Source organism: Brumicola pallidula DSM 14239 = ACAM 615 (assembly GCF_000428905.1).
GTDB lineage: Bacteria > Pseudomonadota > Gammaproteobacteria > Enterobacterales > Alteromonadaceae > Glaciecola > Glaciecola pallidula.
In genome coordinates this window covers 282,910-296,560 of record NZ_KE386815.1, presented here as the reverse complement: position 1 = coordinate 296,560, position 13,651 = coordinate 282,910, and the positions used below count along the sequence as shown (strand labels likewise).

Here is a 13,651-nt window from a genome sequence, read left to right as displayed (position 1 = left end):
AATCGTTTAACCTAGTCATAATTTTATTTTGGAGATATTTACTCATGTCGCAAGCGTTCGACGTTGCTGTTTTAGGTGCCACAGGCTTAGTTGGCCAAATAATGATAGAGCTATTGGAAGAACGAAATTTTCCAATCAACAAACTATATCCACTTGCTAGCGAACGTTCAGCAGGTGGTAGTATTAAATTTAAAGGCGAAAAAATAACGGTTTTGAATGCCGATGAATTTGATTGGTCAAAAGTACAGTTCGGGTTCTTTTCTGCTGGCGGCAATGTTTCTGCAAAATACGCCCCTATTGCCGCTGAAGCAGGTTGTGTTGTTATCGACAATACGTCTCAGTTTCGTTACGAAGCCGACATTCCACTGGTAGTGCCAGAGGTGAACCCGCATGCTTTAGCTGACTTTAGAAATCGAAATATTATTGCGAACCCTAATTGTTCAACTATTCAAATGATGGTTGCGTTAAAACCGATCCATGATGCAGTTGGGATAGAGCGCATTAATGTGTGTACTTATCAATCTGTTTCCGGTGCAGGAAAAAGTGCAATGGAAGCGTTGGCGAAACAAACTGCAGAGTTGTTAAATGCAAAAGCCATTACGGGAGATGATTTTTCTCGTCAAATCGCGTTTAATGTTATCCCCCAAATTGATGTCTTTTTAGACAATGGCTACACCAAAGAAGAAATGAAAATGGTGTGGGAAACTCAAAAAATCATGGGTGATGACAGTATTTTAGTCAATGCTACGGCTGTGCGAGTCCCTGTATTTTATGGCCACGGTGAAGCTATTCATATTGAAACTCGTCAACAAATTGATGCTGAAGCAGTGAAAGACTTGCTGCGCAACGCGCCGGGTATCACTTTGTATGACAAGCCTGAAGATTTCCCTACCCAAGTTTCATCAGCAAGTGGCAACGATTCCGTGCATGTAGGTCGTGTTAGAAATGATATTTCCCATTCACATGGAATTAACCTTTGGGTTGTCTCTGACAATATTAGAAAAGGTGCTGCGACTAACAGTGTGCAGATAGCAGAGACATTAATAAGGGATTATCTGTAAATTTAAGTGATTAGATGCCGATAAGCTATTGTTGTTGCATCAATATTCAATCGTGTTATCGGCACAATAATTGTCTTTGTCAGTTACTGGGTAGTATTTATTAACTGGACGCATTTGGTATACCAGCCTTAATTTGGAGAGTTGAAACAATTACTATGAAGTGGTCTTTATTACTCATTCGTGCAATGCTTGTTGCTGTTCTATGTTTTACAGTAGCATCAAATGCAGTAGCACAAGGAACGCAAATTCAAGGTCCTCGTGACGCCGCTGATGTTTATTCAGGGGTTGTTTATGGTCCGATAGACCGCTCAGATACGTTATGGGCTATATCCAGTCAATATCGAAAGAATCAGCAGTTCACTGTTTATCAGGTGATGCTAGCCATCTATGAACTAAATCCTCGGGGATTCGTAAATCGTAACTTTAATACGATGGTCAATGGCACAACGTTGCAACTTCCAACCGACCGTTATATTGCTAGAATCGATCCACAACGAGCAAGAGTAAAAGCACAGCAAGATGACCTTGCATTTACGCAATCTACAGGTCGCCAAGGACAAAATTCAGATAACACGTCTGGCGCTCAGCCTGAACCAACCAACTTAAAGCCTGACGTACCTCTAGTTAATAAAAAAGAGTTAGATGCCGCAGAAAAACAGTTTCAACAGCAAATAAATTCACTTAAGCGTCAACAAGCAAGTATCGTTAGTGATTTTAAACAACAGCTTGATCAATCAATACAAACCACCCAAAGCATTATAGATGAAAACAAACTGGTGCTTGCAGAGTTAGCTAAAAAAGATGAAGAATTCATTGCGCTTAAAACTGAACTATCCGAAGATTTTCAAGCAAAACTAGATGACCAAGCGGCACAAATACAAGAATTACGTGAATTTGTAGCGTTAGCAAAAAGGCAAGATAAAGCGGAACAAGACGATTCATTTGGTGCGCTGATAAGAAAACCCATTTTTATTATTATTGCCACTACAGTGGCCTTTTTTCTTGTCTTTGTATTAGTTGCATTATTACTTCTGCGTAAGCCAAAAAATGAAAATGTCGACACTGCTGAAAATGACGCGGAGAAGATCTCATTAGATGATCCTGTATCAAAAGATGCCGATGATTTATTGGCGATATTAGATAGTGATGACATTTCTGATGATGACTTATTAGACGATATCTTATCTGATGAGTTAGAAGAATCTATTGATGAAGTTGCACTAGATTCGAATGATTTTGGTGAAATTGATGATGAAATGTTGGTGCCTAATCAAAAAGCTAAAAAGTCACAAGACGACCTTAGCGATGCACTTGCAGACCTCGACAGTGAGGACATAAGCCTAGATGATGAGATGCTCAACTCGGAGTTCGAAGGCATCGATTTAGATGATGATGACATTGACCTAGATGGCGACGATAGCAGCATTGATGAAGCAGCCGCTTTTGATGGCTTAGACGATGAGCCTAACGAAGTTGACATTGACAGCATACTTGCAGAACAGAGTGTTGATATTAGCCAAGTTGAGGCCGATGCGAGTAAACAGTTACGTGAAGGCGATGATTTATCTGACGACGGTACGTCATTTGCTGAGAATTTAGCAGAAGCCGATTTGCTGCCGATACAAGATGATGATGATGATGAGCAGTCGGAAATAGATATTGATGACTTATTAGAACAGTCTGCGCTAGAAGGCGAAGTGCCCAATGGTCTCTCATTAGGGCGTTCGGGTGAGATAGACGAAAAAGTTATCGAGCAAATTGAAGCGGAAATTGCAGAAAAAAATATTGAACTCAATACTTTAACCGAAAATTTTGATGAAGAGTTAGCGAACAATGATTTTGTGGATGACGGATCTGATATAGACGATGATGACCTCGAGTTGAATATCTCAGGCGCTGCGGTAAGCTCTGATACACAAAAAGCCATAAGGCCATTAGACGAGCTTACTAAAGGGCTTGAAGACGATATAGCGGACGCGATTGCTAATCAAGAAGACGAAGATTTGGTTGAGGTCTTGGGTAACCAAGATCTTGATGATCCTCTAAGTGACGAACTCCTTACAGACTTAGGGGCTGAGCTATCTGACGACGATATAGACGCAGAGATTGAACACTTATTAACTCAGCCTCTTGCAGATGAAATCGATGACGTAGATATAGATCCAGCTTCAGTGTTAGAAGATAGTCTAAATGAGTTGCAAACAGGCACGATTGATTTTGAGCAACATGAAGAATTAACGGATGACCTCGACGATGCCTTATTAGATGAAAATAGTCTGTTAAGTAGCGACTCGACAAATCTTAAATTGACCGACGATGAAAACGAAGACCCAGAAGATATCGATATTGATTCGGTGTTAGATGACAGTTTAAATGACTTGATTAATAACCAACTCGAAGACAGTGATCTTGATTTAGACGCGGACGACAGTTTCAAGCTTGATGAGCTAAAATCAGAGCAAGAAGCTCAATCCCATCACCATCTTGATTCTGAGAGTGCACTTGAAGACCTTATTACTAAGGTCGAAGGTACGGAGGATAAGCATCAAGAACTAGATGATTTTTCGCCTGATATGCTGACGGAACTAGACTCATATGATGTCCCAGATGAGATTGAATTAGATGAGATTGAATTAGACAATTTATCTGATATAGATATACCTAACTTAGATATACCTGATTTATCCTTAATCGAATCAGATGAATCAGATGAATCAGATGAATCAGAGTCTGAAAATGGCCTTGACCTTGACGATATACCTAGTTTTGCTAATGCAGAAACTTCATTTGAGTCTGAAAAGGGCATTGCGTCTGCTGGATCAGATGACGGTTTATTAGATTTGCCGGGACTAGATGATTGGCTTGAAGATGGTGATGGTGATGGCGATGGTGATGACGAGCTTGCGCAAGCATTAGATAAGTTCAATGAGGCGGATTCAGAAGATGACGTTTTGCGGGAGATTGAAGATTCTGATTTTGACTCATTACTCGCCGAGATGGGTAATCTTTCTGATGAACAAACTGCTGCAGAAATAGATAAGCTTGTTGATGAAGATCCCAATGAAGCTCCTATTGACCCCGGCACTGACAAGCTAAAGGCTGAAACACTAGATAATCCTGACCTAGATTTGACGGCCTTATTCGATAGTTCTGCTGTTGAGGATTCCAAGGACTTTATTGATGTAGACAGCCTGTTACAAGAAAGTGAACACTTAACGCCAGCAACAGATGACGAGTTAGCGCTTGATCTAGATATGTCACTGGACAAATTTTTAAATGATGAACCCGAAATTGATGTTGATTTAGATGCGGATCAATCGAGTAATCTAGACTTAGCTCGAGTTTATATCGATATGGAAGATAATGAAGCTGCTAAAGAAGCCTTAGAAGAAGTCTTGCAAAAAGGCAACGATGAGCAAAAGGAAGAGGCTCAAGCACTATTACAACATTTGAGGGATTAAAAGGGATTAACTAAGTGGCTATTTGAGTATCAACTAGCTCCATCACTCAATGTCCTGTTTTAAAATTAGATATCTTTTTTAGCAAAGTCGACTGTAGTATTTAAGAAAAATTTGTTTCTGATGAGTTTGATGTTTATTGCGGTTTTAGCGTAATGGCTCCCTCTTTTGATTTCCACCAGAAATGTTATGACAACCATTCCGGTTAGCTTGTCGTCAGTGATAACTGTGCTAACGATTGCCGTTTTTGTGTACTGGACTGTCGCCAATAAATTAGTAGAGTTTGGTGCACACGCCCGTGGCGTATGGAATTTGTTTTTGTCCGAAAGTATGCGTCGCTATGAGTACGATAAAACATTTTTTTTTACAATGACATGGCTTCTTTGCTGGTCGAATTAAAGCAATTCGAAGAGCCTGCTTGGTTAAGGCGTTTGATTCAGCAGCCGCACAGCAAGTTTTGCGAGATTTGGATACGGCGTTAAATAACGCTTGTAGTAAAGGTCGGTTACAGAAATTCCCTAAACATAAAGCCAGCTACAAAATAAAAAAACAGCACAATAACAGCTTTCGTTGTGTGAATAATTCTAATTGTATTCGCGTTGAGAAAGGCACTATAAGTTTATCTAAAATAGGCAAAGTAGATAGTGTACTGCACCATGAGTTAGTCAGTAAAATTAAAACGGCCACGGTTCAATTACGCCACGGCAAGTGGCAAGTATCACTGACTCAAGAAGTCGAATGCGAGTCTGAAAAGCAACAGCTTCAATCTATAACGGCTTATGACATTAACAGTCAAAATACTGTCGTGAGTTCAAAAGGACATTACGTAATTAACCCCAAGTTTTTTAAACAAAGTAAAAGTAAGATGGGTCAATTACAAGCGCAGTTAGCGCGAAGAATAAAAGGCTCAGGACGCTGGCACAAGACAAAGCAACGCATTAATGCTCTATAGGGAAAAATCTCTCGGCAACGCTTAGCGTTTGCTCACGAAGTCTCTAGTCAGATAACCAATGACAGCAATATCGGAGTATTCGAAGATTTAAACGTGAAAGGTATGCAGCAATTTAACGGCAATATGGTGAATGATAAAATCATAGGTACTATCTCTGGATTGGTGCGCTACAAAGCGCAACTTGCGGGTAAGCTTCACCATGAAATCAATCGTTTTGCTAAGTCGTCAGGAATTTGCTATGCGTGTAATCACTGACACAAGTCTGGATTGGCCACACGTACATTCAATCGTGAGTCTTGTGGAATAAAACAGTGTCGTGATGTATCTGCAGCCATATCCGTTGCCAGTGCAAGCGAGAAGGAATTAATTACGGCTGGAATAGACGCAAGGGTAATCCCCATAGCTCAGAAGAAAGCACTGATTAAAACGAAAGTCTTTGAATGAGTATCAAAGTTAAGTGCAGGAACTGAGAAAAAAAGAATCAGCGTAATACATTGTTGAAGCCCATTGATCAGCGATTAGCTGTCGGTGGGTAGTTCACAATTACTTAGGCATCGAGAGGTACGTCGAATTCTTCAGATAACTCAAAATCACCTTCAACCTTCACTAGTTTCCCGTCTATAAAATCAATGATAAGGTCTTTTTTGAAGTCTTCTCCACGCGAGCTCATGCCACGCTTCATTTCATATACATAATACCAAGTGTTTTTATCGAAGGAGTCTTCAACAACAGGGCGTCCCAATACATATATTACTTGTTCTTTTGTCATACTGATCCTGAGCTTTTTTACGTCTCTATCATCAAGATAATTACCCTGAGGGATATCGATCCGATATATCCAGTTTTTACAAGCAGAGGTAGTGAATATCATTGCAATGACAATCAGTAGTTGTGTTAACTTCATTTAATAATCCGAATTAGTAGTACTTTTATATTGTAAGGCAGCTGCCCAAATTCATAGGCACAGATGCTACCCATTAATATCAGACCATTCAACTTTTAATTAGTTCTTATTTACAATTTTAAAAGATCTTTAGCGTTTGCAATTGCTGTATCGGTTAATTTATCACCAGCGAGTAGTCGTGCGATCTCATTTACACGGTCATGCTCAGTTAACCTCAACATTTTTGTTTCGGTAGTATCACCGTCGGTTAACTTAGTAACAAATAATTGATTATGACCATGCGCAGCAACCTGAGGTAAATGTGTTACGCAAACAACCTGAGATGCTTCTCCGAGTTTTCGCAATAAACGCCCGACAATCGATGCGGTTGGTCCACTGATACCAGTATCAACCTCATCAAATATCATTGTAGGAACCTGATTGCCGCTTGATGTAATAACTTGGATTGCCAAACCAATTCGTGAAAGCTCACCACCAGATACCACTTTGTCTAATGCATCAGCCGGTTGGCCGGGGTTTGTGGTTACCTTAACTAGCACGTCATCCTTGCCGTTGGGACTAGGTGTTGCTGTTTCGTCATAATCAACATCAATAAATATTTTCGCATGCTGCATGTTCATGTCTTTCACATGCGATTCAATCTTACTTGCAAGGGCCTTTGCGCTCTCTGTTCTGGACTCATGTAACTTACGAGCTGCCGCTTCATATTCTTGACGCTGTGCCTCGCACTCTTTGCTTAATGCAGACAAGTTATTTTCGTCTTTCAGCAGTTCAGCATACTCTTTAGCGAGTTGCATGTGTGTATTGTATAAGTCTTCCGGTTTAACATGATGCTTCCTGGATAGGTCCATTGCTTCAGAATAGCGCTGTTCAACCTGTTGTAATTTCATTGGATCTATTTCTAACTGATCACAATATTGGCGAATTTCCTGCGATGCTTCTTCAATTTGAATCGCCGCTTCGCTGAGCATTTCTACAATGGGACCAAGTGTTGGATCATGCTCTTGCAACTCAGATAAATTATCAACGCTGCTTTGTATCGCTGAAAGCGCGTTGAAGTCCTCACTTTCATATAATTGATAGAAACTGATTTGGGCTTGCTCTAACAAGGTCTGACTGTTGCTGAGGCGCTTATGCTCCAGTTCTAGTTGCGAAAACTCTTCTTCGCCAATGCTATACTCGTCTAATTCTTGAACTTGATATTCAAGTAAATTTTTACGATCGGTTCGTTGCTTCTGCGCGGAGACCAATTGTTTTAACAATTGTTGTTTTTGTTTTAAGCTATCGTAAGCCACACTGACATCAGTTAAAAGCGGTTTGTGCCCTGCGAAGCTGTCTAGTAGCTTGCGTTGATTATCCGGTTTTAACAACTGGTAATGCGCATTTTGTCCATGAATACTGACTAAATACTGCCCAAGTGATTTGAGTTGATTTAAAGAAACGGCCACTCCGTTTATAAACGCTTTTGAACGACCTTCATTACTCACTAGTCGCCGAATAAAACATTCGTTAGGATTGTCTTCTTGAAGTAATTCATTTTCTTCTAGCCAAGCTTTCGCTAATGGCACTTTCTTAATATCAAAATGCACGACAACTTCTGCTTTTTCAGATCCTTTTCTTACAGATGCTGCATCCGCGCGGTCGCCAAGACAGAGGCTTAACGCATCTATTGCAATTGATTTACCCGCACCGGTTTCGCCAGTAATGACGGTCAAACCGTGCGCGACATCGATCCCAATTTGTTTCACAACAGCGAAGTTTTTAACTGAAATATGAGCAAGCATTTTAAATCTACCTAAAAGAATAAACACTGGTAATATATACAGTGTTTTAAGCAGTGTAAAGATCAGTTTATTGTAGGTGCTCAATTAAGTTTGTGAATGGAGAATAAAGTTTGTGAATCGAATAAAGTTTGTGAATAGAATCAAAGGTGCCTATTCATTTTCACAGTTTTGGGATTAGCAATATATTAATATTTAACGTATATTTTTGAAAAATAAACTGTCAAGGAATTTCTTGCCGAACGTTTTTTGACCACGGGCTTGTCGTATTTTCAATATCAGTCCAAATGGAAATGCAGGCAATCTATGAGTTAATAGTAGATTAATGTTGCTCAGATGCTATATACAACCTTAATTGATCTTTACCTCCTTTTTTTGCTTCATAAGCTTTCTCATCGGCTTGCTTAATAATGGTGTCGAGTAATAAATCTTGACCCTTATGGTCAATTTTTTCCGTTACTTTATTAACTACAGCGGCGCCAATGCTGACTGCGATTGGTAATGCTACACTTTCACCATGATACTCGCAGTTGTGATTTTTTAGTGCCGTCTGCACCCGATCAAATATCATTGTTATTTCTTTTTCTCCTGCACTAGGCAGCAGTATTATAAACTCTTCGCCGCCATATCGACCAATAACATCTGTTTCTCGCAATGCACCAATAATAATTGATGTCAGATTTTGAAGGACTTTATCACCCACATCATGACCATATGTGTCGTTAATTGATTTAAAGTTATCCACGTCCAATATCGCAATAATCATTGATCCATTCTTACTGACATTATTGGTCAACATACCTTTGGCTTGTTCCATTACATTTCTGCGATTTGGACAGCCTGTCAAATGGTCGGTCATAGCCAAAAGACGCATCTTTATTTTCAAATTGCGCTCGCGAATGTAAACATATGCTAGTAGTAAAAGAACCACGATTACCGCAAAAATAACAGTCACTAGAATCCGTTGCTGATTTTGACCTTTTTCTAAAATAATATCGTTAAGTTCGTTCTGTTTTTCCAAGCGCGATGATTTCTCTTGGGCTAACTCAAGTTCAAAATGTAACATTAACTGCTGTGCGTCTAATTCTTTTTTGACTTTAAAATCGTCTTCTTCTAATTTGCTCAGTTGTTTTTGGTAAAAAGTAGCTTTAGCCAAATTGCCATCTTGCTCTGCAATCAGGAAACTAGACTGAAGCAATTCAACCGTCGGTATAGTTTGGTTTTTTGAGTTTTCAATAATGGAGTGAGCCTCCATTAGATTCGTTTGTGCTTTATCCCAATGGCCTAGACTAATATGGAACTCAGATTCATAAGCTAACGCTTCTATTACTTTTTGCGTGTAACCATTTTCTTTATATGTCTGTATTGATGTATGTATTATTTCGATTGCTTCAACACTCTTGCCAAGACCGTGTTGTGCACGGGCAATGACTTCATTCGATAATGCAAGGTACATAAAGCGGTTCGTTTCTTTCGCTTTTTGAGACGCCAATGTGGCTGTATTAAGCGCTTGATCCCACTCTAATAGTTCCAGATGAGATGAAGCTATGTTATGTGTATAGGCTGCTAAATGGCTGGAATACAGAAAGTCTCCTCCCTTGTCTATAGCAAGGTAATTATATTTAATGGCATTCTTATAATCACCCAAAGTGTAGTAGGTATTACCAATATAGCTAAGTGCTTCAGATAGTCGTTTGCGTTTGTCTACTTCATCGAAACTCGGGTTTCTTTGAATAACTTCCATCCCCAGTCGTAATTTAGCTAATCCAACTTTATATTCTCCTGAGACAATATGAAGTTGACCAGCAAGCATAAATATTTGGGCTTCATTCAAGCCTGTAAGTTCATACAATGATAAGTACGACTGTAATTCTACTATTACGTTTTTCGCATCATCATATTCTTGCAAATTTAAATGTGCATTAGCACCGGTCACCAACATACTTGCATAAAGATTAATATTTTCGTTAGTTATATTAATCTTTGCTAGGGAACCGAACTTTTCAAATATGGTTTTTATTTCGGCATGACTCCCTACATGCCTCATTTTGGTTAGGATAGCTTCATTTAAAACAAGTATTAATGGCGAATTTAAATCGCTTTTTGTACTTTCTCTTTGAAGGAGTTCCTTTAGTTCAGTTATTATTTTTTTGGAAGATAGACTAGTTTCATCTTTCAGTGATTTGACTAATTGGCGAGTTTCAGATTGTGATAAACCATCCTGGGCTGAGAACGATGGAGATAAGGCTAGGCAATTAATTAATAGTGTCGTGAATAGCACCAGTTTCATATCGTATTAACCCTAAATCCATTTATAAGTTTTATAATAAAACCCGACTACAACTTGTTACACTGCGAACTACCTGCAGGCACATATTAACGTCAACACTATAGTATATTAAATAATACGGTAGGCTTTAAATTAGTCTCTTTGCTCTCCTTAAATTTAACATGGCCATATTTAGTCAGATTGTGACTAGCATGCAAATATTATCGATTGATGCGTCACATTGTGAATAAAACTAGTCATAATAAACCTTACATCTGATGCTCAGGACGATGCTAGCGCTGACCTGCATAAAGTATTAGAAATAAGTGGTAACAACAAACGCGGGTGATTAGCCCCTAAAGTTTGGTGTGATTTGTGTTTATGCATAAATTCTATTTTGCTTTCTCTATAATTGCTTTCTCTATAATTGCTTTCTCTATAATTGCTTTCTCTAGCATCTCGACAAGTTGAACTCGTGTATAGCTATGGGGTCCCCATTGATTTAACTCTACCAATTGTTGTACTTTAGCGCCAATTGTAAAGGCCTGCTCTTGTTGATTCGGCGTTACAACATAGCGGCGCAGCGGGTTATCATCAAATAAAGCATGCATAAAGGCAGCCGAAACCTCATCAGGCTGCTTGTAGGTCAGTTCACGGGCGGCTGTGTCGGCATACATTTGTTGCATTTCTGCGGTAATTTTCCCGCCCGCTGCTTCTACTTTTGCAAACGTACGCAACACGCTACTGCGACGGATATATGATTGATAATTGCCGGGCGCAATGACACTGACTAAAATGCCTTGTGGCTCCATTTCTAGTGCTAGTGAGTCGGTAAATGCCTCAATCCAATGTTTGCTTCCACTGTAAGCGCTGAGTCCAGCTCTGGTAGCAGTGCCTGCAATTGAACCGGTCATGCTAATGCGGCCTTGTGATTCGAGGATCAGCGGTGCAAATGCTTTTGTAACACGATAAACACCCTCTACATTAATTTGGTAAACCAGTGTTTGGTCTGCCACCGGTGTCTGAGCAACAATACCACCACCGCCGATACCTGCATTATTGACCAATGCATAAAGGCCCGTGCCGCTTTTTTCGATAAGGGCAACCACGGCATCAATCTCGTCTTGTTTAGTAACGTCTAATCTGACCGCTGTAATATTATCGATGGCATTAAGGGCAGCCAGGTCTTTTTCTTTTCTTGCGCCGGCGTATACATGATGGCCATTGCGCGCCAATGTCTCAGCTAGGTTACGGCCAATTCCTGTGCTTGCACCAGTAACTAATACAGACTTGACTTCCTTTTCAGTCGTGGCGCTTGCCGAGACCGGTAATAAGAAGATCGCAGCCATTAATAAAACGATTAAGGGATGGGTACGATTCATTTGAATTCCTTGTATTTTTGGATAATAAGAGCGTAAATAGTGCTCAAAATCCGAGCATATCGATTATTTAAACCTTATGCAACAAGGTAATTTAGAGTCTGATTATAATACCAATATACGCAATTTTTGTTTGGGGTAGCAAGTGATCTGCTTACTATTGAACATAGCTAGAGTCATCATTACTAGCTCTAATATCGTGACCGTGTTGGCTTACCCATAAAACCAAATAAATAGTTTTTGGTGTCTATGCTGACAACTTCTTAATCTGAGTTGCCTAAAAATACATCACCAAAATTGGTTTTAGGGGGAGTTGAGCTTTATCCGCACGCCATCGACATCTGAGTCTTCAATAACCGCAAAGGCCAGATAGCCCTTTTTCACCAACCCTTGCTTCTTTTTCTGATATTATGTTGTCGTAAATAAGCCCTTTTCATGTCAACAATGAGTTCAATATTATGAATGTTTCTATTTTCGGTAGTGCAAAATCAAATAGCGCAACAAAAGCCCTTTTATTAGGGGCCGGCGAACTTGGTAAAGAAGTTGTCATTGAATTGCAACGACTGGGCATTGAAGTGATTGCTGCAGATAGCTACGCAAATGCACCCGCAATGCAGGTAGCTCATTCTTCGTATGTACTTAATATGCTCGATGGAGAGCGCTTAGAAGAAATCATTCGTAAAGAACTGCCTGATTTTATTATTCCTGAAGTTGAAGCAATTGCGACATCGTCATTAGTAAAATTAGAGGCCGAGGGCTTTAATATTGTACCGAGTGCGCGTGCAACAAAGTTAACTATGGATAGAGAAGGTATCCGGCGCTTAGTCGCCGAAACACTTGCGGTGAAAACATCACCTTATGTCTTTACTGACAGCAAAGAAGAATATCTGCGAGCCGTTAAAGAGCTTGGTATTCCCTGCGTTATTAAACCGGTAATGAGCAGTTCAGGCAAAGGCCAAAGTGTTATTAAGTCAGAAGCTGATTTAGAGTCCGCGTGGACTTATTCTCAAGAAGGCGGTCGCAGCGGCGCTGGACGTGTCATTGTAGAAGGCTTTGTGCCCTTTGATTATGAAATTACATTACTAACCGTCAGTGCTGTTGATGGCATTCATTTTTGCGTTCCTATTGGCCATCGTCAAGAAAATGGTGATTACCGTGAATCGTGGCAACCACAAATAATGTCTGAATTGGCACTGCAAAAGGTACAACAAATCGCTGCAAAAGTAGTTAAAGAACTCGGTGGCTATGGCCTCTTTGGTATGGAGTTTTTTGTCAAAGATAATGAAGTCTACTTTAATGAAGTTTCACCGCGTCCCCACGACACCGGCCTAGTTACACTGATATCTCAAGATCTATCGGAGTTTGCCCTGCATGTCCGAGCTATTTTAGGTTTGCCAATCGGCACTATCACGCAATATGGCCCAACAGCGTCAAGTGTCATTTTAGGTAATGGTGTATCACAAGATATTAAGTTTGCTAAATTAAGCCAAGCATTAGGTTTAGTGGCCGGTTCTCAGGTACGTTTATTTGCGAAACCAAATATCAACGGCACACGCCGCTTAGGTGTGGCCATTGCGCGTGGCGAAAGCACAGAAAAAGCGATAGAAAATGCTAAATTAGTATCAAGTAAAATTGAAGTAATTTATTAAGATTAACCTTTAACCGATATTAGCAACAGACATTGGTAAAATCCCTGTTGCTTTGTTAATTGAAGACAAATTAATAAAAGTGTTAAGCATCGGTTTCTGGGATAGGAAACAATACGGGACTAATTACACACTTGAAGATTAGTAAAACAGTGTATTCAACAGCGCAAATTTTCATAATAAACAGATCATATGCATTGT

Annotated in this window: 9 protein-coding genes; 5 read left to right on the top strand and 4 right to left on the bottom strand. The window is 39.8% G+C overall.

Annotated elements, in window-relative coordinates:
- Positions 1 to 44: 44 nt before the first annotated feature.
- From G399_RS0115150 to G399_RS22610, 4 genes are all read left to right on the top strand, one after another.
- Positions 45 to 1,061 carry an aspartate-semialdehyde dehydrogenase gene (locus G399_RS0115150; protein ID WP_006010517.1) on the top strand — a complete coding sequence of 339 codons (1,017 nt, stop codon included), beginning with the start codon at positions 45 to 47 and terminating at the stop codon, positions 1,059 to 1,061.
- 155 nt (positions 1,062 to 1,216) lie between these two features.
- Entirely contained in the window at positions 1,217 to 4,522 is a 3,306-nt protein-coding gene (locus G399_RS0115145) for a FimV/HubP family polar landmark protein (RefSeq protein WP_006010515.1), read from the top strand.
- Between the two features lie 415 nt (positions 4,523 to 4,937).
- On the top strand, positions 4,938 to 5,471 hold the full coding sequence (locus G399_RS22615; protein ID WP_226988942.1) for a hypothetical protein: 534 nt from the start codon (positions 4,938 to 4,940) through the stop codon (positions 5,469 to 5,471).
- Positions 5,472 to 5,573: 102 nt separating this feature from the next.
- On the top strand, positions 5,574 to 5,726 hold the full coding sequence (locus G399_RS22610; RefSeq protein WP_226988941.1) for a hypothetical protein: 153 nt from the start codon (positions 5,574 to 5,576) through the stop codon (positions 5,724 to 5,726).
- A 292-nt stretch (positions 5,727 to 6,018) separates the two neighbouring features.
- Here the strand turns inward: G399_RS22610 and G399_RS0115135 are convergent, their stop codons facing one another.
- The 4 genes from G399_RS0115135 to G399_RS0115120 all read right to left on the bottom strand — a co-directional run bounded on the left by G399_RS0115135 (position 6,019) and on the right by G399_RS0115120 (position 11,807).
- Complete coding sequence (locus G399_RS0115135; protein ID WP_006010512.1) at positions 6,019 to 6,375, bottom strand: outer membrane protein assembly factor BamE; 357 nt, start codon at positions 6,373 to 6,375, stop codon at positions 6,019 to 6,021.
- 110 nt (positions 6,376 to 6,485) lie between these two features.
- Complete coding sequence (gene recN / locus G399_RS0115130) at positions 6,486 to 8,159, bottom strand: DNA repair protein RecN (RefSeq protein WP_006010510.1); 1,674 nt, start codon at positions 8,157 to 8,159, stop codon at positions 6,486 to 6,488.
- Between the two features lie 319 nt (positions 8,160 to 8,478).
- The gene (locus G399_RS0115125; protein ID WP_006010508.1) at positions 8,479 to 10,446 is read right to left on the bottom strand and encodes a tetratricopeptide repeat-containing diguanylate cyclase; all 1,968 of its coding nucleotides are present in this window, start codon (positions 10,444 to 10,446) and stop codon (positions 8,479 to 8,481) included.
- 371 nt (positions 10,447 to 10,817) lie between these two features.
- Positions 10,818 to 11,807, bottom strand: a complete 990-nt coding sequence (locus G399_RS0115120; protein ID WP_006010506.1) for an SDR family NAD(P)-dependent oxidoreductase — start codon at positions 11,805 to 11,807, stop codon at positions 10,818 to 10,820.
- Between the two features lie 455 nt (positions 11,808 to 12,262).
- On the opposite strand from G399_RS0115120, the gene purT reads away from it, so the two are divergent.
- A complete protein-coding gene (purT, locus tag G399_RS0115115) occupies positions 12,263 to 13,453 on the top strand; it encodes a formate-dependent phosphoribosylglycinamide formyltransferase (RefSeq protein ID WP_006010505.1) in 1,191 nt (396 codons plus the stop codon).
- Positions 13,454 to 13,651: the final 198 nt, after the last annotated feature.

Bases quoted from the DNA above. Each gene is read 5' to 3' on its own strand.
- G399_RS0115150 (WP_006010517.1), top strand. From the start codon at position 45: ATGTCGCAAGCGTTCGACGTTGCTGTTTTAGGTGCCACAGGCTTAGTT.
- G399_RS0115145 (WP_006010515.1), top strand. From the start codon at position 1,217: ATGAAGTGGTCTTTATTACTCATTCGTGCAATGCTTGTTGCTGTTCTA.
- G399_RS22610 (WP_226988941.1), top strand. From the start codon at position 5,574: ATGCAGCAATTTAACGGCAATATGGTGAATGATAAAATCATAGGTACT.
- G399_RS0115135 (WP_006010512.1), bottom strand. From the start codon at position 6,375: ATGAAGTTAACACAACTACTGATTGTCATTGCAATGATATTCACTACC.
- recN (WP_006010510.1), bottom strand. From the start codon at position 8,159: ATGCTTGCTCATATTTCAGTTAAAAACTTCGCTGTTGTGAAACAAATT.
- G399_RS0115125 (WP_006010508.1), bottom strand. From the start codon at position 10,446: ATGAAACTGGTGCTATTCACGACACTATTAATTAATTGCCTAGCCTTA.
- G399_RS0115120 (WP_006010506.1), bottom strand. From the start codon at position 11,807: ATGAATCGTACCCATCCCTTAATCGTTTTATTAATGGCTGCGATCTTC.
- purT (WP_006010505.1), top strand. From the start codon at position 12,263: ATGAATGTTTCTATTTTCGGTAGTGCAAAATCAAATAGCGCAACAAAA.